Source organism: Paenibacillus sp. FSL R5-0378 (assembly GCF_038009285.1).
Lineage (GTDB): Bacteria > Bacillota > Bacilli > Paenibacillales > Paenibacillaceae > Paenibacillus_AQ > Paenibacillus_AQ favisporus.
The window spans coordinates 1,628,821-1,653,794 of record NZ_JBBPAY010000001.1; the positions used below are offsets into that span (position 1 = coordinate 1,628,821).

A 24,974-nucleotide genomic window follows, 5' to 3' on the forward strand; every position below is an offset into this window, starting at 1 on the left:
GGCTCGGCTTTTGGGCTGCCCGTTTCGGCAAGTTAGCTTGGGGAAATACTGGCTAACAGAACGAGTGAACGGGAGCGTGAAATGTAGAGCATGAAAGAGTGTGCACGGTGGATGATGGGGGCTGCGCTGTTTGCCGTGATGGCGGCTGCGGTCTGGCGTTCCGGCTTGTATTTTTCGGCGGATCTATACCCGGTTTGGCTCGTCTTTGGCCTGTTTTGCGCCGGGGCGGGCGGATGGGGGCTGTACCGGTTTAGCCGGGGCCAGACAGCCGCATGGCAACGGCTGAACCGAGTGGCCGAAGCGCCGCCGCTTGTGGGCTGGGTGCTGTGCAGCCCGTTTTTGATGATGCTTCTCTATGCCGTTCATGGGGCGATCGGTTCCGTATCCGTGCTCGGGGACGGGAATCAGGCGCTGCGCTGGGCGCTGTATGGGTCGTTCGTGGTGTTGGCCTGGGTGCAAGGTTCGGACAAAAGGGGAAGGCTTGTGCTTGCGGCGGTATGGCATATGACCGGAGGTCTTCTTGCTATGACGGCGCTGCTTTCGGTGTACGGATGGTTCCCGCTGCCTTATGCCATCGCCTATACGGCGGATCCCGAAGTGAGCGCCACCGGCGCGCGGCTGGCAGGCATGCTGCAGTATCCCAACACGTTCGGCGCCGTGATGGCGTTGTTTCTGCTCGAGCGGCTGTTCGCGCTCGGCCCGCTGCTGCAGCGGCATCCGGGAGTACCGCCCGGCCGCGTGCTCCTCGGCAGCCTGCCGCTGCTGCCGTACGCCGCCGCGCTCCTCCTCAGCGAGTCGCGCGGCGCCTGGCTGGCGGCCGGCGCGGCATGCGCCGCCGGCCTGCTGATGGAGCGGCGGCTCATGGCCGCGCCGCTCGTGCTCGCCGCCGCGCCCCTGGCCGGCGCGGCGCTGCTGTACCGCCAGCTGGCCGCGGCCAAGCTGGCGGCGGAGCCGTGGCCCGGCCTGCTCGCGCTGGCCGGGCTGTGGGCCGGCAGCATGCTTGCCGGCCGATGGCTCCTGCGCCTGCGCGGCGAAGCCGCAGGCGCGTGGCGCCGCCGCCTGGGCACGGCGGCAGGCGGCGCGCTGCTGGCCGCTGGTGCCGCCGTGGTCTTCGGCACCGTGCGGGAGCGCATCGTGCACAAGTTCGGCACGATGTCTGCCCGCCAGGCGATGGTCCAAGACGCCTGGGCGCTGGTGAAGGAGGCTCCCTGGCTGGGCCAAGGGGGCGATACGTGGCGCTTGTCCTACCGCGCAGTTCAATCGTCTCCCTATGTCGGGAGCCAAATGCACAGCGGGTACGTGGATGTGCTGCTGAACACAGGGATCGTCGGACTCGCCCTGCTGACCTCCATGCTGGCCGCCGCCGGACTGCTGATCTTCAGGAGGTGCCGCCGCCTGCTGCCTTCCTACATCGCGTTCCTCCTGCACGGCGCAGTCGATATCGATTGGAGCTACGGGATGGTATGGCTGCTGTTTTTCCTGCTTGCTGCCCAGGCTGCGGCGGAGCCTTCCCCCGTGGGAAAGAAGACCGGCGGCGTTCCAGCTTCACCGCCGGAGCGCATCCGCAGGCACGTCCCCGCGCTGCTGTCCCTCTGGATTGTCATCGCTTTAGGGAGCTCCTGCCTGGCGTACCGCGGCTATATGGGCCACGCCGAGCATATGCAGGCGATGAGAAGCCGCGACAACCAAGCGGCAGCGGCACGCCTTGCCTCATCGCTGCGGTGGAATCCGGCGGACTATTCGGCCGCCCTGGATTTGGCCGGGCTTGTCCCGCCGCCTGCAGCCGAGGTCATCCTCCGCCGCAGCCTCGCCTATGCGCCGCATCATCCCGGGCTGCTGTGGGCTATGGCCGACAATGCCGGCCGGCGGGGCGATGCGGAAGAGGCTATTTATTGGACCGGCGCTGCGCTCCGCCGGGATAAATACAATGCAGGGGAGCGGACGCGCAGCTTGGAGTGCCTGTTGCAGCTCGCGCGGGCCGAGTATACCGCCGGGCATGAAACGGAGGCCCGGCGCATCGCCCGCTATGGCTTCGGGCTGTACCACGATTACGCCCGCGCTGCGGAGGACACCCGGCTCCGGGTCATACGGAATGACCGGGAGTTTGCCCTAACGTTCGAGGCCAGGGAATGGGGCAGGCAGCTTGCGGCTTTGTCCGGTGTGAGGGTTCGATGGACGGTGGAATGAACAGTATCCGGGGAGCCGGATGCAAACGGTTCGGCCGCGTCCTAGTTTGTGGTCACTGCTTTGCCTTCTCCTAAGTGTGCGTAGGTGTTATTCCTTGCGGCGCTGAAATAGGGGACAGCCATAATGAAGCCCGGCTGCCCCAATGGGGCGCGTTGCCCCGATGGCTGTTAGGTAGGTGGCCTAAGCGTTACCCGCCGTAAGCGTCACGGAACGCGCTGCTGAGCCTGCCCGGATCCAGCTGCCACAGTTCGGCGAGCTCCGGACAGACTTCTTTGTCCCACCAGTCGCACTGCACTTTGCGGTTGCTCCGGTTTTCATGAATCCATATGAGGTTGCCCACTACTTTGCGGTAGTACATCGCTTCCCCCTGTTTGACCAGATCTGCCGGAATATGCACCTTCATTCGCTTGATCGCCCGGTAGAGCTCGTTGCTGCATTTCCTGCGGATGCCGCGAGCCGTTGGCAGGGCGGCCTTTTTGTTTTGCGGGATCTGGGGCATCTGACTCACTCCTTTACCCACACCATATGCTGCTTTTTCCCGTGAAGACACCGGCGGGAGCAGATTGGGCACCAAGTAGAAGTCATGTCCATCCCTGTGCTAGAATAGCTTTGAAGTAGAAGAGTACATTGGGGAAGTGGGGGCCGGCGTGCATTTTATATCGGATATCATTAATCAGTTATTTGACTGGATTCAAAGTCTGGGCTATTTCGGAATTATGCTGGGTCTGATGATCGAGGTTATTCCCAGCGAGATCGTGCTGGCGTACGGAGGGTTTCTGGTGTCGTCGGGCCATATCAACTATATCGGCGCGGTTGTTTTTGGAACGGTCGGCGGCGTGATCGCGCAACTGTTCATCTATTGGATCGGCCGCTACGGAGGACGCCCGGTGCTGGAGAAGTACGGGAAATACATTTTCATTCATAAAAAACATATCGATTACGCGGAGGAATGGTTCAACAAGTACGGGACAGGCGTCATTTTCACGGCCCGGTTCATCCCGGTGGCAAGGCATGCCATTTCCATCCCTGCAGGGATCTCCCGGATGAATCTTGGGCGGTTTACGCTGCTGACCACCCTGGCTGTCATTCCTTGGTCCGCATTGTTTGTATATCTTGGTTACTTGCTCGGAGACCAGTGGAAAAATATCGATGAGAAGGCGGCTCCATACATAACGCCGATTCTGCTCATTGCGCTGGCGCTGCTGATCGTGTATTTTCTGATTAAATGGATCAATAACAGAAGGAAGAGAGGCGTTCACTAATGGCTAAAAATGTGGCGGATTATTTGAATCGCGGGATTTCCCCCGAACAGTTCGTGAGCGGCATGCAGAAAAACCAGGAGGCATTCAAGAACGGTTACGAGCAGTTTGCGTGGAGCGATGAAGGCGACAGGGAGTTTTTTGAAAGCCTGAAATTCCGCGACGACCTCCGCGTGCTGATCCTGGCTGCCGATTGGTGTGGTGACGTTGTTCGCAACGTTCCGGTCGTATTCCGGGCGCTGGAAGTGGCGGAAATTCCGGTCGAGGTGTTTATTCTGGAAGAGAATTTTGATTTGATGGACCAGTATTTGACGATGGGCGGCCGGAGTGTGCCTGTGGTCATTTTTGCGGATACGGGCGGATACGTCTTGGGCACCTGGGGGCCGCGTCCGGCTCACGTTCAAAAGTTCATGGTCGAATTCAAACAGAACAATCCGGACCGGGAAGCTGCCGACTATCAGGACAACCTGGCGGTTACCCGCAAACAGATCGTCGAAGCTTACGGGGAAGGAACGGGCTTTCACGCCTCGATCATCAAAGAGCTGCGTGAACTGATTTCCGGATTTTGATCTGAGGCCATGCTGAACATCCGATCCTTTAGCCTCGGGCCGCTGGAAACCAATTGTTATGTCCTGACCGGCGACGATCCCGGCCGCGCGATCATCATTGATCCCGGCATGAATCCCGCTCCGCTGATCCGGCACATTGAGGGTCTCGAGATCGAAGCCATTCTGCTGACCCATGCCCATTTCGACCATATGGGCGGCGTCGACGAAGTACGCAAGCTGACCAAGGCGCCGGTATACCTTCATGACCTGGAAAGCGAATGGCTGGTGAACCCGAAGATGAACGGTTCGCAGAACTGGCCGCAGGTAACTCCGCCGCTGGCGACCGATCCCGCGGAATACAGCCTGGATGAAGGTCAGCAGCTGCAGCTGATCGGCCGCACGTTTACCGTCTACCATACGCCTGGACATTCGCCTGGAAGCGTCAGCTTCCTCTGCGGAAACGACCTTTTTTCCGGCGACGTCCTGTTCAAGCTTGGCGTTGGACGAACCGATTTGTACGGGGGAAGAGAAAGGGACCTGCTTGACTCCATCCAAAATACGCTGTTCTCGTTCCCGGACGACGTGAAGGTGTATCCCGGCCATGGCCCTAAAACCTCGATTGGTTATGAGCGGGCGAACAATCCCTATGTCCGTTAAGGATAGATTTCGATAGGGAGTCAGCATTTCCGACAATTTCTGAGCAAATTTGTCTGGACAAGCGGTTACAAGATTGATACAATGTGATTAATTTGATGAACCTTGTTACTTTCGCGAAGCACGCAAGCTGTGGCCCGATCCCGGTTTGCGTTCTTTTATTTTTGGGAGATTTAATCTCACTTTATTTTTCTCCATATATATTTTTTCTTCAGCTTTACATGTCTATGTTTTTCTAGTAGACTATACAGACAAATGAAAGACATACATCTAGGAGGTAGACGATGCTGCAATTAGGGGAGAAAATTGTAATCGTCGCGGACGCCTTTGAGCAGAACCTTCCTATTGGGGAATACGGTTATCTGATTGCCTATGACCGGAACCCGGATAATGCTTTTGATTACGTAATTCGGGTACCGAAGATTAATCGTAACTTTTTCGTGCCATCGAGTGATGTTGAGCCAGAAGAGTTGCTCATACAGCATGAAGTTGAGATGACCACGCGGGAAGCGCTGATCGATTACGCCCTTGCGACATATAACGAGAAGCTGTTTCATCAGATTATGAACGGCGAGCTTGAGCAGGATGAGAAGGAAGAAGAGACTGCGCCTGAAGTGCTCTCCCAGGCGGAATTTATCAAACAGGTAAATCTCCGCGCCTGGATTTAGAGGAGTCGGCTTATTAGCCGGCTCTTTTTTGCGTTTTAAGATATATAGCTAAGCCGAAAGCTGTCCCCATCATCCATTTCAGCTTCTAACTTCAGAAATGCGACATCCTTATCCCGCAAGGAAACTTCTGTTTCATGCGGTCTTTCAAATTAGAATGTATGTCGATAGACATTGAATTGAAAGGTATATCGGCAGGGGCTTCAGCCAAGGAATGATATAAGGCGCCGGCCGGCAACATATCGGTGCGTTTCAATTTGACCGGGTGCATTGAATCTTCCCCGGTTCTACAATATAATTAGAAACGTTATCCTGAGGCTTTAATCCTTTAAACACCAGCAGTCTGCAAGGGCATATCCATGCGTTTTTGCGGCTATGGAGCCGCGAATTCCGGGCTGCTTCAGGACAAGCTGCTTCGCTGAATCGGATCCGGATGGAATGCCGCAGGGATGCTTAGATAAGAAGGAACAAGGAGGAACCGCTGATGAGTATTACCAATCAAGACGTTCAGCATGTGGCCAAGTTGGCCCGGCTCAATTTCACACCCGAAGAAGAGCAAATGCTGACCGAGCAGCTGAACGCCATTTTACAATATGCCGAGAAATTGAATGAACTCGATACCGACGGTGTGGAGCCGACGACGCATGTGCTGCATCTCAGCAATGTGATGCGCGAGGATGAAGCGAAAGACAGTCTGCCGATCGAGAAAGTTATGGCCAACGCGCCTGAAGAGGAAGACGGACAATTTAAAGTGCCGGCTGTCTTGGATTAGCGGCTAATCATTGAAGGGAGGAGTATTCATTTGAGCCTGTTTAACCATACATTGCAAGAATTACATAACAAGCTGCATGCCAAGGAGCTGTCCGTGCAGGAGCTTGTTGACCAGTCATTTCAGGTCATCGCCGAGCGGGACGAACGCATCGGGGCTTTTTTGACGTTGAATGAGGAGGAGGCACGGAACACAGCCCGCCGTCTCGACGACAAACTGGCGTCCGGTCAGCCGCGCGGCCTGCTCTTCGGCCTGCCTGCCGGAATTAAGGACAATATCGTGACGGAAGGCCTGCGCACGACTTGTGCGAGCCAGTTCCTGGCGAATTTTAACCCGGTCTATGACGCAACCGTGACGCGCAAGCTGCGTGAGGCGGATGCGGTTACGCTGGGCAAGCTGAATATGGACGAGTTCGCCATGGGCGGCTCGAACGAAAATTCCAGCTTCCGGCCGGTCCGCAATCCGTGGAACCTGGACCGCGTGCCTGGCGGCTCCAGCGGCGGCTCGGCCGCGGCGGTGGCCGCTGGCGAAGCTTATTTTGCGCTCGGATCGGACACCGGAGGATCGATCCGCCAGCCTGCGTCCTACTGCGGCGTAGTCGGATTGAAGCCGACTTACGGCCTTGTTTCCCGCTTCGGGCTCGTGGCTTTCGCGTCCTCGCTGGACCAGATCGGCCCGCTGACCAAGAACGTGGAGGACTCCGCTTACGTCCTCCAGGCCATTGCCGGCCACGACCATATGGATTCGACATCAGCAAATGTCGATATTCCGGACTATCTGAGCGCATTGACCGGCGATGTCCGCGGCCTGCGCATCGCGGTGCCGAAGGAGTATATGGGCGAAGGGGTCGACCCGGCCGTGAGAGAGAAAATTCTGGCCGCCTTGAAGGTTCTGGAAGATCTTGGAGCCGTGTGGGAAGAAGTGTCCCTGCCGCATACCGAATACGCGGTTGCAACGTATTATCTTCTCGCCTCGTCGGAGGCGTCTTCCAACCTCGCGCGTTTCGACGGCGTCCGCTACGGCACCCGTGCCGACCATGCGGGCAGCCTGATCGATTTGTACCACGAATCGAGAAGCAAAGGCTTCGGTCCGGAAGTCAAGCGCCGGATTATGCTCGGCACCTACGCGCTGAGCTCGGGTTACTATGATGCCTATTACTTGAAGGCTCAAAAAGCCCGTACGCTTATTAAGCAGGACTTCGACAACGTCTTTGAGAACTACGACATTATTATCGGGCCAACCGCACCGACGACCGCGTTCAAGCTGGGGTCCCAGGTGGATGATCCGCTGACGATGTATTTGAACGATATTTTGACCATTCCGGTCAGCCTCGCCGGCGTCCCCGCGATCAGCGTTCCTTGCGGACTGGCGGACGGGCTGCCGGTCGGCCTGCAGATCATCGGCAAAGCCTTTGACGAATCGACGGTACTGCGCGTCGCCCACGCGTACGAGCAGAACACCGAACATCATAAGCTGCAGCCGAAGCTGTAATCTCAGGCGGGACCAGGAGGGAGCAAGAACAATATGTCATCAACCAAATACGAAACAGTCATTGGACTTGAAGTCCATGTCGAACTGCATACCAAGTCGAAAATTTTCTGCGGCTGCTCCACCGAATTCGGCGCGCCGCCCAACACGCATACGTGCCCGATTTGCCTCGGACATCCCGGCGTACTGCCAGTTCTGAACCGTCAGGCTGTCGACTACGCGATGAAAGCAGCCATGGCGCTGAACTGTACGATCGCCGATGTGAGCAAATTCGACCGTAAAAACTACTTCTATCCCGATTCGCCCAAGGCTTATCAAATTTCCCAGTACGACCAGCCGATCGGCGAGAACGGCTGGATCGACATCGAAGTCGACGGCCGGACCAAACGGATCGGCATTACCCGCCTGCACCTGGAAGAAGATGCGGGCAAGCTGACGCACGTCGACGGAGGATTTGCGTCACTGGTCGACTTTAACCGCGTTGGAACGCCGCTTGTCGAAATCGTGTCCGAACCTGACATTTCGTCGCCGGAAGAGGCGAGAGCCTACCTGGAGAAGCTCCGCGCGATTATGCAGTACTGCGAGGTTTCCGACGTGAAGATGGAGGAAGGCTCCATGCGCTGCGACGCGAATATCAGTATCCGTCCGGTGGGGCAAAAGGAATTCGGCACCCGCGCCGAGCTGAAGAACATGAACTCCTTCCGCGGCGTTCAGCGGGGCCTGGAGTACGAGGAGTACCGCCAGGCGGAAATTTTGGACGACGGCGGCAAAGTTGTGCAGGAGACACGCCGCTGGGACGAGGCCGCCGGCAAGACGCTGTCGATGCGCAGCAAGGAAGAAGCGCATGACTACCGCTATTTCCCGGATCCCGACCTCGTCAGACTTCATATCGATGAAGCCTGGAAGGAGCGCATCCGCGCGACAATTCCCGAGCTTCCGGATGCCCGGCAGGCGCGCTATACTTCCGAATACGGCCTCCCGAGCTATGATGCGGGCGTCATTACATCTTCGAAGCCGCTGGCGGACTTTTTCGAGGACAGCCTGAACTATACAAAGGATGCCAAAGCGGTTTCCAACTGGATTATGGGCGACCTCCTCGGATACTTGAACAGTACCGGCCTGGAGCTGCCGGCCCTCAAAATTACCGGCCGTGGTCTCGGTGAAATGATCGGATTGATCGAGAAGGGCACGATCAGCAGCAAAATCGCCAAAACGGTATTCAAGGAAATGCTCGAATCCGGCAAGCTGCCACAGCAGATCGTCGAGGAAAAAGGACTTGTGCAGATCAGCGACGAAGGCGCGATCAAAACGATCGTCGAGCAGGTTGTCGCGGCAAATCCGCAATCCGTCGAGGACTTCAAGGCGGGCAAGCAGAAAGCGATCGGCTTCCTGGTCGGCCAGGTCATGAAGGAGAGCAAGGGCAAAGCTAACCCTGCGCTTGTCAACAAGCTGCTGGCCGAAATATTGAGCCAATAAAAGCTTGAGCTTCCCTTGGGGCTTGTCCGTGTGACAAGCCCCTTTGATTTAGCATTCATTTTCATTTTCGCGCATGCGCTCGAGGTGGTTCCGAATATGATAAACAGACTGTTTCTGGATGACGAGGACATGGTCGATCAGATCTGGCGTCTGCAGCATATGGCTTACCGGCTGGAGGCGGAGCGGATCGGGTTCCGCGATATTCCCCCGCTGATGGACACTCATGAAACGATACGCAAGTGTAAAGAGGATTTTTACGGATGTTTAAATGAGGACGGAGAACTTATCGGAGCGGTAGCAACGGAGCAGGAAGCGCCGGATACGATTACGATCAGCCGGATGATGGTTCATCCCGATCATTTCCGCAAGGGGATTGCGGGCAGCCTGATTCAGCACGTGCTGGATCTTCATCCGGATGTTCCCTTGTTCATCGTGTCCACGGGAACCAAAAACACGCCGGCTGTGGCGCTGTACACCAAATACGGCTTTGTTCCTTTTGACCGGTACGAGGTAGCCCCGGGCGTGGAACTGACGACCTTTCACAGAGCGTCCGAATCGTCACACTAAATACCTCAGCAGAATGGGAGAGGTTGACCCTTGCAGGATCCATGGTATATCGATAATGTGCATATTTTGCTGCGTTTGCTGCTGTCTATGCTGCTCGGCGGATTGGTCGGTCTGGAGCGGGAGCGGTCCAACCATGCGGCTGGACTCCGAACTCATATTTTAGTGTGCATGGGATCGGCGTTAATAATTATGCTGTCTATTTACGGCTTCTCCGAATTCGTTCACGAGGTGAACATCCGGATCGACCCTGCCCGTTTGGCATCGGCCGTCATTACGGGGATCGGATTCCTGGGAGCCGGAACGATTCTGTTTACCGGTAAATCCATTACCGGTTTAACGACGGCGGCTTCGGTATGGGTCGTCGCTGCGGTCGGCTTGTCTGTCGGCGCCGGATTTTATTTCGCGTCCGTCGCTGCAACGCTGCTTATATTACTGACGCTCGTGGTATTTAATAAGCTGGAGCAGCGTTATATCAAAGGGAGCAAGCTCCACCTGTTCACGTTCCACGCCGTTTCGGTTCCGGGGCTGCTTGAATCGATCTCGGAATTGGTGCAGGCGGAAGGTATCGCCGTGAAAAAATTGATTATCAATGAACGGAGTGCAGCCGCGCCCTTTGAGCTGGAGCCTCCCTCCACCACGCTTGAGATCTCGATGCACGTCCTGATCAAGCATTCCTTTGATCCGCTGCAGCTGGCTTCGCAAATCCGGAAGCTGGAAGGAATTACACTGGTGTCCCTAGACTGACAAAAACGCCGAAAGCTCCCGGGTGACCGGGGGTTTTTGCTTTGACAGGCCGGATAATCCAGATATTGACCTGTTAATTAGGGGACAGAATAGGGTACTATCAGGAAAAAGGACTCGGCCAAACCATTTAAAGAAAGGAGCTGCAAGCATGCATTCTGCCGGACGTCACTCAACAAAGTCAGCGGACGAACCGCAGAAAGGTAAACGGCGGTTACGCATTTATTCCAAGGCGGAGCGGGGAGTCCGCAAGCGCCGGCTGTATTCCCGCAAGCGCAAATTTACCGCAGGGCTTCTTGCAGCGATTTGTCCGGGACTCGGCCATATTTATCTGGGATTGTACCGTAAAGGGATTTCTCTTATATTCGCGCTGATGCTGGATGCGTCGGCGCTGCTCTATTTTTCTTCCATCGGCATCCAGATCAACGTGCCATTGCTTATTTTGCTCGCGCTTTTATTTCCTGTCGCTTATTTTTATAGCGTTTATGATGTGCTTCAAGCCGCGGATTATGTGATTTATCACCGGAGAAGGGCTGGGCTTGAGCTGCCGGATGAAGAGGAGACGGAACGGGCGCATCCCTTTGCCTTGGAACGCAGCATCGCTTTCGGCGTATATCTGGTTGCTGGCGGGCTGCTGATGATCGCCTTTTATCAGAAGCCCAAATGGCTTGGCATGTTTATTGAACAGTACGGACAAACCGCGGCTGCGGTCGTTTTGATCGTCCTTGGTTTGTTTTTCGGGCTTCGGGAGACGCTCCTGTTTTTAAACCAAAGACGTGGAAGATGAACCGCTGCACCATAGCCTGATTTTATGGCCGTGCTGCAGCGTGGAAAGAGGTGATCGACAACGTGAACCGAAAACCCAAATTGCGGGTGGGGCGTTTTACTGCCGTGCTGCTGCTGGTTGTGACCGGTGCACTGCTGTTGACGGATGCGGTTCAAGGGACCGAATACATGCTGCTCCTGCTAAAATGGTGGCCGCTGCTGGCCGTCCTGTGGGGTGCTGAATATATTGTGCTGTACTGGTTTATGCGGAAATCGCGAACACCCGGCTGGGGGCGTTTCCGGCTGGATATCCGCGGAGTGCTGGTGGCCGTACTGCTGTCGGCTTCCGTCTTTGTCGTCACCGAACAAGACCACTACCTTCACTTGTGGAATAAGGTCAGTCTGAATTTGACGGCGGCTGGTGTGGACTACAGTGAGGCTAAGGGTAAGCGGTTTGATAAGGACCCGATTTCGATTCCTGTCGCCTTCGAGACCCAAGCAGTGAATGTTGACAATATTAATGGCGATATTTTGCTGCAGCGGGGACCTGTGGACGACATTCGGGTAGACACCGAGATGTGGGTGGATCAGATTACGGGGCCGGAAGCGGATGTGATCGGGCAGGAATCCACGGTCGACGTCAGCGACGGAACCACCGTTACGATTCAAACCAAAGGCAAGGCTTACGGGCAATCCGGCAAAAGGCAGCCGCGGATGAACCTGACCATTACGCTGCCGGAAGACCGCCGCTTTAATTTTTCAATCCGGACGATGAACGGCGGTATTACCTTGAATAATGTTGAGGCCATTGAGCAAATTACGCTGGAAAGTGCAAATGGCGAACTTAAGCTGAACCATATTCTTGGGCAGGTTAAAGGAAAAACGCTGAACGGGGGTGTTCAGGCCGCGAACGTTACCGGCTCGGTTGATCTCACGACCAACCGGGGGAATATGGAGGCGATCGATGTTTCCGATTCTGTTGCGCTGACATCCCAGGTCGGGAATCTGTCGGTCATTCGGGCCCAGGGAAAAATCAATGTAAGCACCAAGAACGGCAACATTTATGTGGATGACATCAAATCGGATTTGACGGCAGAGTCGCTCAACGGCGATATTACGGCAAGATCGAGCTCCGTCGGCGGAAACTGGGACATCTACAGCGCTGTCGGGGAGCTTATCCTTGATCTGCCAGGGGAAGGCAACTACGCTATTGATGGAACGATCAGCTATGGCGATATTCATAATATGTTCCCCGAGTTTGTCGTGGACAAGAAGAGCATTACCGGCGAAATCGGCACCGGTGATTATACGATCCATGTCGAAGGCAACAGCGAACTAAATGTGAATAAATATTAGAAAAGGATGAACATGGAAGCTTTAACGGCTTCTGTGGGGCGGGGTCCGTTGACAAAGCTCAAAAGATAAACGTACAATAAAGTTATTAACGACTATGTTAAAACATTAAAGGCGGTGGGAATCATGTCTACGCGAGTCCAACATGCACTAGAACAACTGAAGGCAACAGGTGTTCGGATTACGCCCCAACGTCATGCGATTTTGGCCTATTTGATGGAGTCCATGAACCATCCGACGGCGGATGAGATATACCGCGCACTCGAGCCCAAGTTTCCGAGCATGAGCGTCGCGACCGTATATAACAATTTGAAGATGTTTATGGAAGCGGGAATGGTCCATGAGCTGACCTATGGAGATAATTCGAGCCGCTTTGATGCCAACGTGTCGGATCACTTCCACGTGATCTGCGAGAAATGCGGCAAAATTGAAGATTTCATGTATCCTTCCCTGAAGGATGTGGAGCATACAGCGGAACAGAGCACTGGATTCAAGGTCAAGGACTTGAGGATGGAGCTTTATGGGATATGCAGTTCTTGCAAAGAACAATGATTTTTGAAACGTGCGGACTCCTGCAAAGGATTCTTCACGTTTTTGTTTTTCAGGCAGCACTTTCCGATCATCCGGAACCTACCGGAAGGCATAATTTGAATAAAATGACGGAGGATTAGCGAGTGAACAGAAGAAGACGCAGACGTCGCCCCTCAGCGGGGAGGCGCTTTACGATATTCCTGGGCTTGTGCCTGATCATTGCCGGGGCCTATCTGACAGTGACCGAAATTCTACCGAATCCTTTGCATGAAAAACCGGATTGGCGCGGCATGGACAAGCCTATTTTCGTGGAAGGGAAGCTTCAGGCAGAACCAGCCGAAGGAGCCGGAGAACAGCTGATGCTTCCGCTGCCGGTACTGCAGAAGGTGGTGGATCCGACGATTCGATATGAATCAGGGACCCAGTCCATCATTTTGACGACGCCGGTGCGGGTCATGCGGCTGCAGACAGGACAGAAAAAAGCGCAGCTGAACAACAAGCCGGTTGAGCTCCGGTTTGCTCCGGAGGAAAAGGACGGCGTGCCGTACATGCCGATTCAGCCGCTTAAGGAACTGTACGGGGTTAACATCCATGAGGATGCCGCTACGGGTGCCGTCATTTTGATGAAAGCCGGGGATACCATACAGATGGGGACGGCCAAAGGCCAGCCTGACGATAAGGTGAAGCTCCGAAAGGGGGATTCCATCCATTCGCCGATTCTGGCTGACATGAAGGGTGGTACCCCTCTGCGGATTTGGGATTCGAAGGGATCCTGGTATTTCGCCCAGATGGATAACGGCTACAGCGGGTATGTCCGCAAGGATGAAGTCTCACTTGGGGACACAAAGACGATCGAAATTCCGCCTATCCCGCCAACCCGGGCGGAGCGCAGCTGGAAAGGCAAACCCGTCAACCTGGCGTGGGAAGCAGTCTACCAGAACAAACCCGATCCGGCCGTGTTGGACGGACTGGACGGTGTCAACGTCGTCAGCCCGACCTGGTTCAGCATTATCGACGGCAAAGGCAACGTGCGCAGCAATGCGGATATGGCCTATGTGAATAAAGCCCACGCCCGCAAGATGGAGGTATGGGGGCTGATCAATAACAGCTTCGATGCGGACATAACTACGAGCGCGATGGCCACCTACGAAACGCGGCTGAATACGATCAGCCAGCTGCTGGAGCTGGCGCAGATGTATCATCTGGACGGGATCAACATCGATTTTGAAAATGTAAAAACGAAGGACGGACCCAATATTACGCAGTTTGTGCGTGAATTGAAGCCGCTGGCACAGGATCGAGGACTGATCTTATCGGTTGACGTCACGCCGAAATCAAGCAGCGAGCTGTGGTCTAAATTTCTGGACCGCAGTGCACTGAGCGAAGCCGCGGATTTTATTATGCTGATGGCTTACGATGAGCATTGGGCATCAAGTCCGGAAGCCGGCTCGGTTTCTTCCCTCCCTTGGGCGGAAGCGGCTGCGCGAAAGATCCTGGATGAGGACGACGTGCCGCCGCAGAAGTTGATACTGGCCGTGCCGCTGTATACGCGGATCTGGTCGGAAGCGAGCAAGAACGGGAAAGTCGAAGTGTCCTCCAAAGCGGTCGGCATGAAGACCGTCAAAGATATTTTGGCCGAAAAGAAACTGAAGCCGAAGTATCTGGAAGACGTGAAGCAGCATTATGTGGAGTATAAGGAAGACGGAGTCCTGAAAAAAATATGGATTGAAGACGCGGTATCCCTGCAGGCGAGAGTGGACTTGGCCAAGTCGCTCAAATTGGGCGGCGTTGCGGCATGGACGCGAAGCTTCGGGACGGAGGATGCCTGGAAAGTGTTAAAAGGAATACAGCAGTAATTACCTTATTGAATCAGCACTTATACTTTATGTAATAAAAAACCGGTACAGCCTGTGATCAGGTCGTACCGGTTTTTTTGTATTTAATGATGATGCGGCGTTGCTTGGGCTCCCTGGCCTTGCTGAGCGGCTTGCAGCTCTTCGGGAGTAATATTCGCCTGGTTGGGATCCAGCGTCAGGATCGTGCGGCAGAACATGCAGCGGTCGGTTTTTCCGAGCATTTTGGTCAATTTGTGACATTCCGGACATTCGAGCTGCAGCGCGCTGGTCGACAGCATGCCGGCCCAGAAATATATTCCGAGGCTGCCCATCATGGAAATCAGGCCAATCACAAGACCGATGGCTGCGAACACCTTACCGGCATGTCCCCAAAATACGATACCGGCCGTCCCCAGAACCATCAGACCCATACCCAGCATCGTCAGCAGCAGGCCCCAAAGACGAAAAGCGTTAATTTTCGCTTGATTGAAAATCATGAATCTTTAGCTCCTATCATCAAATTTGTTGTATTTACAAAAAGAAGGAACTGACATGGACATGTAGAAGTATATTATAACTGAATTGGCTCACTTTCGCCAAGGAATGCATGGAGGGAGACGTGAATTTGTCCAATTTGTCCTTTTTTTATGGAGAGTCGGTTTATGTCGATGCCATGGGAACTATTATTTTTCGCCAAGAGGGTCATAAATTTGATGGATCGCTGCTGCATGACTTTGATCTTATTATACTAATCGTTCGCGACCAAGAAGATAAACCGTTAACCGTAGAACATACGATGGCAGGGGAACTGCGCTGCCAAGTGCTGCATGTCAGTTTGGGCTCGCTTCGGCGTTGGCTGGTGGCCGGCGAGAAGGGGGACCTGGTGAAATGTTTCATGGAGGGAGAGATCGTTCACGATCCGTATGCCCGGCTGGCCCAGCTTCGCCAAGATTTCATTGAATTCAGGCAGCCGCTGAGGGACCGGAAGATGCTGTATGAATTTTCACATTTTCTATGGATGTACGTGGAAGCCAAACGTTATATGCAGGAAGGCTTTTACACGGATGCTTACCACAGTGTGCTGAATTCGTTGAAGCATTGGGCCAAGATCGAGCTGATCGAGCAGAAGGTTCTCCCGGAGAAAGCCGTATGGGAGCAGGTGCGGGGACTTAACACGGCCATTCATAAACTGTATGAAGAACTAACCCAGAGTACGGAAACGCTCGCTCAGCGCGTCGAGCTGGTCATGCTTGCCTGTGAGTTTTCAGTCATGTCCAAGATGGCCGAGTGCACGGTGCTGCTGCTGAACATTTTGAGAAGCCGGCCGAAGCCCTGGAGTGTGGAAGAGCTGGCTCATCATCCCGAGCTCGATATGATCAGCAACAAGCTGCCGCTGGTACTGCGGACGCTGGTCAACCGGTCGCTGGTACGTGAAACGGCGGTCTGGAGCGAAGGGGCGACTTACGGGAATCAGGGGATTCGCTATTCCGCCGAATGACTGTATTTGCAATTGTATATATGTAGGTTCGGAAGAGAGGGGAGGGTCCCTCTTTTTTTGTTTTCCAAAGGTAAAGAGGTACTGTGAACAATCGCGTGTAGCTGTGTAGTGTTTGGGAAATGCAGATTCACCGTGTATATCCGTTTAATACTTCTCTAAGGGTATAGTTCGGGGAAGATTGGGGAAATTTGAAGAGACATGCGGATTTCAAAAAGTGGTTGACTCCATTATTGTTTATGTGTTAAATTATATCTCGCCCCATTCAATGACGGTTTCCTTGAAACCTGATAATTCGACAAGATTTTAAAAGAAATTAAAAAAATACTTGACGAAAAGATGGGCAATATGATATATTATAAAAGTCGCCGCTGAAACACAGCGATGACAACGAAACGAAGTTTGATCTTTGAAAACTGAACAACGAGTGAGTATAAACGCGACGGTCTTATGACCGGAGCGATTGAGATTAAATCAATCTCGTCAGATTCAAAATGAGTCACAAACTTTCTTGGAGAGTTTGATCCTGGCTCAGGACGAACGCTGGCGGCGTGCCTAATACATGCAAGTCGAGCGGACTTGATGGAGAGCTTGCTCTCCTGATGGTTAGCGGCGGACGGGTGAGTAACACGTAGGCAACCTGCCTGCAAGACCGGGATAACCCACGGAAACGTGAGCTAATACCGGATATCTCATTTCCTCTCCTGAGGGGATGATGAAAGACGGAGCAATCTGTCACTTGCGGATGGGCCTGCGGCGCATTAGCTAGTTGGTGAGGTAACGGCTCACCAAGGCGACGATGCGTAGCCGACCTGAGAGGGTGAACGGCCACACTGGGACTGAGACACGGCCCAGACTCCTACGGGAGGCAGCAGTAGGGAATCTTCCGCAATGGGCGAAAGCCTGACGGAGCAACGCCGCGTGAGTGATGAAGGTTTTCGGATCGTAAAGCTCTGTTGCCAGGGAAGAACGTCCGATAGAGTAACTGCTATCGGAGTGACGGTACCTGAGAAGAAAGCCCCGGCTAACTACGTGCCAGCAGCCGCGGTAATACGTAGGGGGCAAGCGTTGTCCGGAATTATTGGGCGTAAAGCGCGCGCAGGCGGTCATTTAAGTCTGGTGTTTAAGGCCAAGGCTCAACCTTGGTTCGCACTGGAAACTGGGTGACTTGAGTGCAGAAGAGGAGAGTGGAATTCCACGTGTAGCGGTGAAATGCGTAGATATGTGGAGGAACACCAGTGGCGAAGGCGACTCTCTGGGCTGTAACTGACGCTGAGGCGCGAAAGCGTGGGGAGCAAACAGGATTAGATACCCTGGTAGTCCACGCCGTAAACGATGAATGCTAGGTGTTAGGGGTTTCGATACCCTTGGTGCCGAAGTTAACACATTAAGCATTCCGCCTGGGGAGTACGGTCGCAAGACTGAAACTCAAAGGAATTGACGGGGACCCGCACAAGCAGTGGAGTATGTGGTTTAATTCGAAGCAACGCGAAGAACCTTACCAGGTCTTGACATCCCTCTGACCGGTCTAGAGATAGACCTTTCCTTCGGGACAGAGGAGACAGGTGGTGCATGGTTGTCGTCAGCTCGTGTCGTGAGATGTTGGGTTAAGTCCCGCAACGAGCGCAACCCTTGATTTTAGTTGCCAGCACTTCGGGTGGGCACTCTAGAATGACTGCCGGTGACAAACCGGAGGAAGGCGGGGATGACGTCAAATCATCATGCCCCTTATGACCTGGGCTACACACGTACTACAATGGCCAGTACAACGGGAAGCGAAGCCGCGAGGTGGAGCCAATCCTATCAAAGCTGGTCTCAGTTCGGATTGCAGGCTGCAACTCGCCTGCATGAAGTCGGAATTGCTAGTAATCGCGGATCAGCATGCCGCGGTGAATACGTTCCCGGGTCTTGTACACACCGCCCGTCACACCACGAGAGTTTACAACACCCGAAGTCGGTGAGGTAACCGCAAGGAGCCAGCCGCCGAAGGTGGGGTAGATGATTGGGGTGAAGTCGTAACAAGGTAGCCGTATCGGAAGGTGCGGCTGGATCACCTCCTTTCTATGGAGAATCGCTTCCTGCGATGGAAGCATTCAAATACTAAATCTAGCCGGTCGGCTAGTTACTCACTCGTTGGTCAGTTTTGAGAGTTCAAACTCTCGCATACGATTTCCAGAACTTGCTTGTAGCCAAGCGATTCGGGATTTGGTATGATATAAGTCCGGTCGCGAGACTGGATGATTTGATCCTTGAAAACTAGATAACGAAACGAATCTGCGTTTTAGAAATATCCTTTTAGCTGAACTTGTGTCACAACAAGTTAAGTCTTAAAAGTAGCATGGTTAAGCTACTAAGAGCACACGGAGGATGCCTAGGCGCTAGGAGCCGATGAAGGACGTGGCGAACAACGATACTGCCTCGGGGAGCTGTAAGCAAGCTTTGATCCGGGGATGTCCGAATGGGGAAACCCGGCTGATGTAATAGTCAGTCACTTCTGTCTGAATACATAGGACAGATTGAGGCATACCAGGGGAACTGAAACATCTAAGTACCCTGAGGAAGAGAAAACAAGAGTGATTCCGTCAGTAGCGGCGAGCGAACGCGGAACAGCCTAAACCGGTCAGCTTGCTGGCCGGGGTTGTGGGACGTCTCACATGGAGTTACAAAGGAATTGGTTAGGCGAAGAGGTCTGGAAAGGCCCGGCATAGAAGGTAAAAGCCCTGTAGCCGAAAGTCAGTTCCCTCCGAGACGGATCCCGAGTAGTGCGGGGCACGTGAAACCCCGTATGAATCTGGCAGGACCATCTGCTAAGGCTAAATACTCCCTAGCGACCGATAGTGAAACAGTACCGTGAGGGAAAGGTGAAAAGCACCCCGGAAGGGGAGTGAAATAGAACCTGAAACCGTGTGCTTACAAGAAGTCAGAGCCCTGTTTATGGGTGATGGCGTGCCTTTTGTAGAATGAACCGGCGAGTTACGTTCCCGTGCAAGGTTAAGGTGAGAAGCCGGAGCCGCAGCGAAAGCGAGTCTGAATAGGGCGATTAAGTACGTGGACGTAGACCCGAAACCGTGTGATCTACCCCTGTCCAGGGTGAAGGTGCGGTAACACGCACTGGAGGCCCGAACCCACGAATGTTGAAAAATTCGGGGATGAGGTGGGGGTAGCGGAGAAATTCCAATCGAACTCGGAGATAGCTGGTTCTCCCCGAAATAGCTTTAGGGCTAGCCTCGGTGAATAGAGTCGTGGAGGTAGAGCACTGATTGGGTGCGGGGCCCGCAAGGGTTACCAAGCTCAGTCAAACTCCGAATGCCATTGACTTGTAACCGGGAGTCAGACAGTGAGTGCTAAGATCCATTGTCAAAAGGGAAACAGCCCAGACCATCAGCTAAGGTCCCCAAGTGTGTGTTAAGTGGGAAAGGATGTGGAGTTGCACAGACAACCAGGATGTTGGCTTAGAAGCAGCCACCATTGAAAGAGTGCGTAATAGCTCACTGGTCGAGTGACTCTGCGCCGAAAATGTAACGGGGCTAAACACACCACCGAAGCTATGGCTTGATGCGTATGCATCAGGGGTAGGGGAGCGTTGTATACAGCGTTGAAGGTATACCGTAAGGAGTGCTGGAGCGTATACAAGTGAGAATGCCGGTATGAGTAACGAAAAGATCAGTGAGAATCTGATCCGCCGAAAGCCCAAGGTTTCCTGAGGAAGGCTCGTCCGCTCAGGGTAAGTCGGGACCTAAGGTGAGGCCGACAGGCGTAATCGAAGGACAACAGGTTGAAATTCCTGTACCACCGTAAACCGTTATGAGTGATGGGGTGACGCAGGAGGGTAGTGACGCGAGCTGATGGATGCTCGTCCAAGCAGTGAGGCTGGTGTGTAGGCAAATCCGCACACTTTAAGGCTGGGCTGTGACGGGGAGGGAAAATTACAGTACCGAAGGTCATGATCTCACACTGCCAAGAAAAGCCTCTAACCAGGTGAAGGTGCCCGTACCGCAAACCGACACAGGTAGGCGAGAAGAGAATTCTAAGGCGCGCGGAAGAACTCTCGTTAAGGAACTCGGCAAAATGACCCCGTAACTTCGGGAGAAGGGGTGCCCCGGTAGTGTGAATAGCACGAGGGGGCCGCAGTGAAAAGGCCCAAGCGACTGTTTAGCAAAAACACAGGTCTGTGCGAAGCCGCAAGGCGAAGTATACGGGCTGACGCCTGCCCGGTGCTGGAAGGTTAAGGGGAGCGGTTAGGGGTTTACCCCGAAGCTGTGAACCGAAGCCCCAGTAAACGGCGGCCGTAACTATAACGGTCCTAAGGTAGCGAAATTCCTTGTCAGGTAAATTCTGACCCGCACGAATGGCGTAACGACTTGGGCGCTGTCTCAACGAGAGATCCGGTGAAATTTTAATACCTGTGAAGATGCAGGTTACCCGCGACAAGACGGAAAGACCCCATGGAGCTTTACTGCAGCTTGATATTGGATTTGGGTACGATCTGTACAGGATAGGTGGGAGCCTTTGAAACCTGAGCGCCAGCTTGGGTGGAGGCGCCGTTGGGATACCACCCTGATCGTATCTAGGTTCTAACCTGGTACCGTGATCCGGTATGGGGACAGTGTCAGGTGGGCAGTTTGACTGGGGCGGTCGCCTCCTAAAGAGTAACGGAGGCGCCCCAAGGTTCCCTCAGAATGGTTGGAAATCATTCGAAGAGTGCAAAGGCAGAAGGGAGCTTGACTGCGAGACCTACAAGTCGAGCAGGGACGAAAGTCGGGCTTAGTGATCCGGTGGTACCGCATGGAAGGGCCATCGCTCAACGGATAAAAGCTACCCTGGGGATAACAGGCTTATCTCCCCCAAGAGTCCACATCGACGGGGAGGTTTGGCACCTCGATGTCGGCTCATCGCATCCTGGGGCTGAAGTAGGTCCCAAGGGTTGGGCTGTTCGCCCATTAAAGCGGTACGCGAGCTGGGTTCAGAACGTCGTGAGACAGTTCGGTCCCTATCTGTCGTGGGCGTAGGAAATTTGAGAGGAGCTGTCCTTAGTACGAGAGGACCGGGATGGACGTACCGCTGGTGCACCAGTTGTTCCGCCAGGAGCATGGCTGGGTAGCTACGTACGGACGGGATAAGCGCTGAAAGCATCTAAGCGTGAAGCCCCCCTCAAGATGAGATTTCCCAGTATGTAAGACCCCTTGTAGACGACGAGGTAGATAGGTTGGAGGTGGAAGTGCAGCAATGCATGGAGCTGACCAATACTAATCGGTCGAGGGCTTATCCAAAAAATATAAAATGTAGATTCGTTTCGTATCTAGTTTTCAGGTGATCAAACACTTGAATTAAATATTGTTCCCTGATAGCTCAGTTGGTAGAGCACTCGACTGTTAATCGAGTTGTCACAGGTTCGAGTCCTGTTCGGGGAGCCATTATGGAGAGGTGTCCGAGTTGGCCGAAGGAGCACGATTGGAAATCGTGTAGGCGCCAAAAGCGTCTCGAGGGTTCGAATCCCTCTCTCTCCGCCATTATAGTTTGGCCCGTTGGTCAAGGGGTTAAGACACCTCCCTTTCACGGAGGTAACATGGGTTCGAATCCCATACGGGTCACCACTTTAATTATTAGCTTCAGGGATGAGAATCCAAAAGAAAAAATGCTTGCCTTTTTAGTGGTTTATCTGCTAAGATATTAAAAGTGTTTCTTATGGAGGCTTAGCTCAGCTGGGAGAGCATCTGCCTTACAAGCAGAGGGTCGGGGGTTCGATCCCCTCAGCCTCCACCATGTATACTTTAAAGAAAATAAATATTTTTTAATGACGCGGGGTGGAGCAGTCCGGTAGCTCGTCGGGCTCATAACCCGAAGGTCGCAGGTTCAAATCCTGCCCCCGCAATTTATCTCCTTATTTATGGAGATACATAATTGGCCGTGGAACCGTGGTGTAGAGGCCTAACATGCCTGCCTGTCACGCAGGAGATCGCGGGTTCGAATCCCGTCGGTTCCGCCATTTATTTTCTTGAGAGTTTAGTTTGTTGCAATAATACTCTTGATAGAAACAAAATTAGGCTCGGTAGCTCAGTCGGTAGAGCAGAGGACTGAAAATCCTCGTGTCGGCGGTTCGATTCCGTCCCGAGCCACCATGAATTTAATAATAAGCATAAAAGCCGGTGTAGCTCAATTGGTAGAGCAACTGACTTGTAATCAGTAGGTTGGGGGTTCAAGTCCTCTCGCCGGCACCATATGGAGGCTTAGCGAAGTGGCCAAACGCAGCAGACTGTAAATCTGTTCTCGTACGAGTTCGGTGGTTCGAATCCATCAGCCTCCACCAGTTTTATTATAGGGGCATAGTTTAAAGGTAGAACAGCGGTCTCCAAAACCGTTAGTGTGGGTTCAATTCCTGCTGCCCCTGCCATTCGAAATACAGCTTCATATCTTTTATTATGGCGGTCGTGGCGAAGGGGTTAACGCACCGGATTGTGGCTCCGGCATTCGTGGGTTCAAGTCCCATCGATCGCCCCATAACTTATAATGACAATCTTGTTGGGGATTAGCCAAGCGGTAAGGCAACGGACTTTGACTCCGTCATGCATAGGTTCGAATCCTATATCCCCAGCCAGTTTAAGCGGACGTGGCTCAGCGGTAGAGCATCGCCTTGCCAAGGCGAGGGTCGCGGGTTCGATTCCCGTCGTCCGCTCCATTTGATTTCGGCGCCATAGCCAAGTGGTAAGGCACAGCTCTGCAAAAGCTTTATCCCCAGTTCGAATCTGGGTGGCGCCTCCATTAACTTCATATGCGCCCTTAGCTCAGCTGGATAGAGCGTTTGACTACGAATCAAAAGGTCAGGAGTTCGAATCTCTTAGGGCGCGCCATTTTTTTTAACTGAATATGCCGGTGTGGCGGAATTGGCAGACGCGCGCGACTCAAAATCGTGAGGGAAACCGTGGGGGTTCGAGTCCCTTCACCGGCATCATAGAGAAAAGCCTTGGAAAATATCCAAGGCTTTTTCTTGTATAGACTAACATTGTACACCGAGCCATCGTTCGTCGTTCGTTAATCCCTCATCCTGCTGTACACTTGCACTTCTCCTTCCAATCAGCCACCTGATGACATCCCGCTGAAAGACGGCCATTATAATTCGTATTGCGTTTATTTGTATGACTGTATGGTATTTAAAGATCCTCTGATCAATCCGTTCGTTCTACCATTACTCCCTTTGAACGTTTTCCCCATCCTTGTTTAAAGCTGATAAACCATTCCAGCCAGCTTTAACCGGGTTAAACAGGCTCTATGTTTCTTTAGCTAAGTGCTAAATCCCTTGCTCAGAGCCTCCAACGACTCCCTATCCCAAGCATTGTATAAGTAAACTGCTCATTGAAGTTCCAGAGCGTGTTGATCATGCCCTATAAACGGGCAATTGGAGCTGCCAGTGGAGGATGTGGCTGCCGCGTTACATGCAGAAAAAGCTTGCTTCGTCTAAGGTCCGAGCCTTCCCCCGACTTAGGTCTAGGATTAAAAACCGTCTTGGGTCCGTTTTGGAAAACCCGGATTGAACCTAAAATAGAGTCATAAGGTTGATACAAACGAAAGGCGGTGACAATGCATGAGAACAAATAAAACTTCTGGTTGGGCGATCGTATTGATCGCAATCGGGGCACTGATGCTCCTGGGAGTATTCGCTCCATTATTCGGCAGGCTGATCGGATTGATCTTCCCGATCCTGATGATCGTGCTCGGCTATTATGGAATTCGCAGAGGTAAGGTGGTCATCGGTACGATTATCCTCGCATTCGGTGTCATGGGACTTCTGGCGAAGCTGTCCTGGATCATCGGACCGCTGCTGGGAATTGCCCTGGTAGTGTTCGGGATTATGCTGCTGAAAGGTAAGAAGTCGTCGAAGTGGATGTAACGGTAACAAAGAATTACCTTCAATAAATACAATCAAACGAATAGGCGATCACAGCTTATAAGGAGGGAGCAAAAACAGATGAGCGTATTTCGCAGGGTACGGGATATCACCGTAGCGACATTAAATGAACGTTTGGAACAAAGTCAGGACCCGGTACGGTTGATCGATCAGTTTTTGGCATCAACGCGTGACGATATTATGGAAGCCGAGAAGCTCGTTCAGCAGTACTCCGCTCACGTGAGACAGCTGAAGCAGCAAGTGGATCAGGCATCCAACATGAAGGAAAAGCGTGAGGAGCAGGCGCTGCTGGCTCTGAAGGCCGGCGAGGATCATCTAGCCAAGCTCGCACTGCAGGAAAAAATCATCTATGAAGAAAAGCTCGAGCAATACGGAGGACTGCTGGATACAACCCGCCAGTCGCTCACCGAGCTGGAAAATCAACTGAACGACCTGAAATTGGAGTACCAAACCGTGTACAGCAAACGTCAATACTACGCGGCACGGATGGAAACCCTCAGACTTCAGCAGCGGATGAATCAGCGCATGGAAGGTTTTGGCGGACAGGATGTTCCCAAGATGTTCAACCGTCTGGAAGACCGCATTTCCGATTGGGAATTTGAAGCACGCAGTCTGCGCGATCTGCGCCGCGGCGGTCAGGAACTGTTCGAGCAAGCCAGCGGAACGGTATCCAGCGTGCTGGAAAGGGAGCTGGCCCGCCTGAAGGAAAAGCTGAACAACAGCGGAAAGGAGTAACGT

At 53.5% G+C, this 24,974-nt stretch carries 19 protein-coding genes, 16 tRNA genes and 2 rRNA genes; 35 read left to right on the forward strand and 2 right to left on the reverse strand.

Features of this window, described 5'->3' with window-relative positions:
* The first annotated feature begins 90 nt into the window (after window positions 1-90).
* Window positions 91-2,187 carry an O-antigen ligase family protein gene (locus MKY74_RS07330; protein ID WP_084204216.1) on the forward strand — a complete coding sequence of 699 codons (2,097 nt, stop codon included), beginning with the start codon at window positions 91-93 and terminating at the stop codon, window positions 2,185-2,187.
* Window positions 2,188-2,374: 187 nt separating this feature from the next.
* On the opposite strand, the gene MKY74_RS07335 is transcribed toward MKY74_RS07330, so the two are convergent.
* Window positions 2,375-2,686, reverse strand: coding sequence for a dehydrogenase (locus MKY74_RS07335; RefSeq protein WP_076176049.1), 312 nt, complete (start codon window positions 2,684-2,686; stop codon window positions 2,375-2,377).
* Between the two features lie 148 nt (window positions 2,687-2,834).
* On the opposite strand from MKY74_RS07335, the gene MKY74_RS07340 reads away from it, so the two are divergent.
* The 13 genes from MKY74_RS07340 to MKY74_RS07400 all read left to right on the forward strand — a co-directional run bounded on the left by MKY74_RS07340 (window position 2,835) and on the right by MKY74_RS07400 (window position 14,859).
* Complete coding sequence (locus MKY74_RS07340; protein ID WP_076176260.1) at window positions 2,835-3,449, forward strand: DedA family protein; 615 nt, start codon at window positions 2,835-2,837, stop codon at window positions 3,447-3,449.
* Window positions 3,449-4,015, forward strand: coding sequence for a thioredoxin family protein (locus tag MKY74_RS07345; protein WP_076176046.1), 567 nt, complete (start codon window positions 3,449-3,451; stop codon window positions 4,013-4,015). Before MKY74_RS07340 ends, MKY74_RS07345 begins: the two co-directional genes overlap by 1 nt.
* Before the next feature lie 9 nt (window positions 4,016-4,024).
* Window positions 4,025-4,651, forward strand: coding sequence for an MBL fold metallo-hydrolase (locus MKY74_RS07350; RefSeq protein ID WP_076176043.1), 627 nt, complete (start codon window positions 4,025-4,027; stop codon window positions 4,649-4,651).
* Window positions 4,652-4,932: 281 nt separating this feature from the next.
* Entirely contained in the window at window positions 4,933-5,316 is a 384-nt protein-coding gene (locus tag MKY74_RS07355) for an ATPase (protein WP_076176040.1), read from the forward strand.
* Between the two features lie 481 nt (window positions 5,317-5,797).
* The gene (gatC, locus tag MKY74_RS07360; RefSeq protein WP_076176038.1) at window positions 5,798-6,085 is read left to right on the forward strand and encodes an Asp-tRNA(Asn)/Glu-tRNA(Gln) amidotransferase subunit GatC; all 288 of its coding nucleotides are present in this window, start codon (window positions 5,798-5,800) and stop codon (window positions 6,083-6,085) included.
* Between the two features lie 30 nt (window positions 6,086-6,115).
* Entirely contained in the window at window positions 6,116-7,573 is a 1,458-nt protein-coding gene (gene gatA / locus MKY74_RS07365) for an Asp-tRNA(Asn)/Glu-tRNA(Gln) amidotransferase subunit GatA (protein WP_076176035.1), read from the forward strand.
* A gap of 33 nt (window positions 7,574-7,606) precedes the next feature.
* Window positions 7,607-9,046 carry an Asp-tRNA(Asn)/Glu-tRNA(Gln) amidotransferase subunit GatB gene (gene gatB / locus MKY74_RS07370; RefSeq protein WP_076176032.1) on the forward strand — a complete coding sequence of 480 codons (1,440 nt, stop codon included), beginning with the start codon at window positions 7,607-7,609 and terminating at the stop codon, window positions 9,044-9,046.
* 96 nt (window positions 9,047-9,142) lie between these two features.
* Entirely contained in the window at window positions 9,143-9,613 is a 471-nt protein-coding gene (locus MKY74_RS07375) for a GNAT family N-acetyltransferase (RefSeq protein WP_076176030.1), read from the forward strand.
* A 30-nt stretch (window positions 9,614-9,643) separates the two neighbouring features.
* On the forward strand, window positions 9,644-10,357 hold the full coding sequence (locus MKY74_RS07380) for an MgtC/SapB family protein (protein ID WP_076176028.1): 714 nt from the start codon (window positions 9,644-9,646) through the stop codon (window positions 10,355-10,357).
* 148 nt (window positions 10,358-10,505) lie between these two features.
* On the forward strand, window positions 10,506-11,141 hold the full coding sequence (locus MKY74_RS07385; protein WP_076176025.1) for a hypothetical protein: 636 nt from the start codon (window positions 10,506-10,508) through the stop codon (window positions 11,139-11,141).
* A gap of 62 nt (window positions 11,142-11,203) precedes the next feature.
* Window positions 11,204-12,475: a DUF4097 family beta strand repeat-containing protein gene (locus MKY74_RS07390; RefSeq protein WP_076176022.1), complete on the forward strand. Its 1,272-nt coding sequence runs from the start codon at window positions 11,204-11,206 to the stop codon at window positions 12,473-12,475.
* Window positions 12,476-12,598: 123 nt separating this feature from the next.
* Window positions 12,599-13,024 (forward strand): peroxide-responsive transcriptional repressor PerR, encoded by a 426-nt coding sequence (perR, locus tag MKY74_RS07395; protein ID WP_076176019.1) that lies wholly within the window; start codon window positions 12,599-12,601, stop codon window positions 13,022-13,024.
* A gap of 122 nt (window positions 13,025-13,146) precedes the next feature.
* A complete protein-coding gene (locus tag MKY74_RS07400; protein ID WP_076176016.1) occupies window positions 13,147-14,859 on the forward strand; it encodes a glycosyl hydrolase family 18 protein in 1,713 nt (570 codons plus the stop codon).
* Between the two features lie 83 nt (window positions 14,860-14,942).
* Here the strand turns inward: MKY74_RS07400 and MKY74_RS07405 are convergent, their stop codons facing one another.
* On the reverse strand, window positions 14,943-15,335 hold the full coding sequence (locus MKY74_RS07405; protein ID WP_076176014.1) for a DUF2614 family zinc ribbon-containing protein: 393 nt from the start codon (window positions 15,333-15,335) through the stop codon (window positions 14,943-14,945).
* Between the two features lie 122 nt (window positions 15,336-15,457).
* Here MKY74_RS07405 and MKY74_RS07410 point away from each other — a divergent pair, with 122 nt between their 5' ends.
* The 21 genes from MKY74_RS07410 (at window position 15,458) to MKY74_RS07510 (ending at window position 24,971) form a co-directional block, all read left to right on the forward strand.
* Window positions 15,458-16,336 (forward strand): nucleotidyltransferase-like protein, encoded by an 879-nt coding sequence (locus MKY74_RS07410; protein ID WP_076176011.1) that lies wholly within the window; start codon window positions 15,458-15,460, stop codon window positions 16,334-16,336.
* A 505-nt stretch (window positions 16,337-16,841) separates the two neighbouring features.
* Window positions 16,842-18,394 (forward strand): 16S ribosomal RNA (locus tag MKY74_RS07415).
* Between the two features lie 279 nt (window positions 18,395-18,673).
* A 23S ribosomal RNA gene (locus tag MKY74_RS07420) occupies window positions 18,674-21,603 on the forward strand.
* Together the 16S and 23S rRNA genes with 16 tRNA genes alongside form the textbook arrangement of a ribosomal RNA operon.
* 68 nt (window positions 21,604-21,671) lie before the next feature.
* Window positions 21,672-21,747, forward strand: a tRNA-Asn gene (locus tag MKY74_RS07425).
* A gap of 4 nt (window positions 21,748-21,751) precedes the next feature.
* Window positions 21,752-21,843 (forward strand) — tRNA-Ser (locus MKY74_RS07430).
* A gap of 9 nt (window positions 21,844-21,852) precedes the next feature.
* Window positions 21,853-21,927, forward strand: a tRNA-Glu gene (locus MKY74_RS07435).
* Between the two features lie 93 nt (window positions 21,928-22,020).
* A tRNA-Val gene (locus MKY74_RS07440) sits at window positions 22,021-22,096 on the forward strand.
* Window positions 22,097-22,131: 35 nt separating this feature from the next.
* Window positions 22,132-22,205: transfer RNA gene (locus tag MKY74_RS07445), tRNA-Met, on the forward strand.
* A 37-nt stretch (window positions 22,206-22,242) separates the two neighbouring features.
* Window positions 22,243-22,319: transfer RNA gene (locus MKY74_RS07450), tRNA-Asp, on the forward strand.
* A gap of 57 nt (window positions 22,320-22,376) precedes the next feature.
* Window positions 22,377-22,452: transfer RNA gene (locus MKY74_RS07455), tRNA-Phe, on the forward strand.
* A 23-nt stretch (window positions 22,453-22,475) separates the two neighbouring features.
* A tRNA-Thr gene (locus tag MKY74_RS07460) sits at window positions 22,476-22,551 on the forward strand.
* A 3-nt stretch (window positions 22,552-22,554) separates the two neighbouring features.
* Window positions 22,555-22,640: transfer RNA gene (locus MKY74_RS07465), tRNA-Tyr, on the forward strand.
* Window positions 22,641-22,650: 10 nt separating this feature from the next.
* Window positions 22,651-22,724: transfer RNA gene (locus tag MKY74_RS07470), tRNA-Trp, on the forward strand.
* Between the two features lie 31 nt (window positions 22,725-22,755).
* Window positions 22,756-22,831: transfer RNA gene (locus MKY74_RS07475), tRNA-His, on the forward strand.
* A 22-nt stretch (window positions 22,832-22,853) separates the two neighbouring features.
* A tRNA-Gln gene (locus tag MKY74_RS07480) sits at window positions 22,854-22,928 on the forward strand.
* Window positions 22,929-22,934: 6 nt separating this feature from the next.
* A tRNA-Gly gene (locus MKY74_RS07485) sits at window positions 22,935-23,009 on the forward strand.
* 9 nt (window positions 23,010-23,018) lie between these two features.
* Window positions 23,019-23,092 (forward strand) — tRNA-Cys (locus MKY74_RS07490).
* A gap of 12 nt (window positions 23,093-23,104) precedes the next feature.
* Window positions 23,105-23,181, forward strand: a tRNA-Arg gene (locus MKY74_RS07495).
* A gap of 18 nt (window positions 23,182-23,199) precedes the next feature.
* A tRNA-Leu gene (locus tag MKY74_RS07500) sits at window positions 23,200-23,279 on the forward strand.
* Window positions 23,280-23,912: 633 nt separating this feature from the next.
* Window positions 23,913-24,218: a LiaF transmembrane domain-containing protein gene (locus MKY74_RS07505; protein WP_076175192.1), complete on the forward strand. Its 306-nt coding sequence runs from the start codon at window positions 23,913-23,915 to the stop codon at window positions 24,216-24,218.
* A 78-nt stretch (window positions 24,219-24,296) separates the two neighbouring features.
* Window positions 24,297-24,971 (forward strand): PspA/IM30 family protein, encoded by a 675-nt coding sequence (locus MKY74_RS07510; protein WP_076175189.1) that lies wholly within the window; start codon window positions 24,297-24,299, stop codon window positions 24,969-24,971.
* Window positions 24,972-24,974 lie beyond the last annotated feature (3 nt).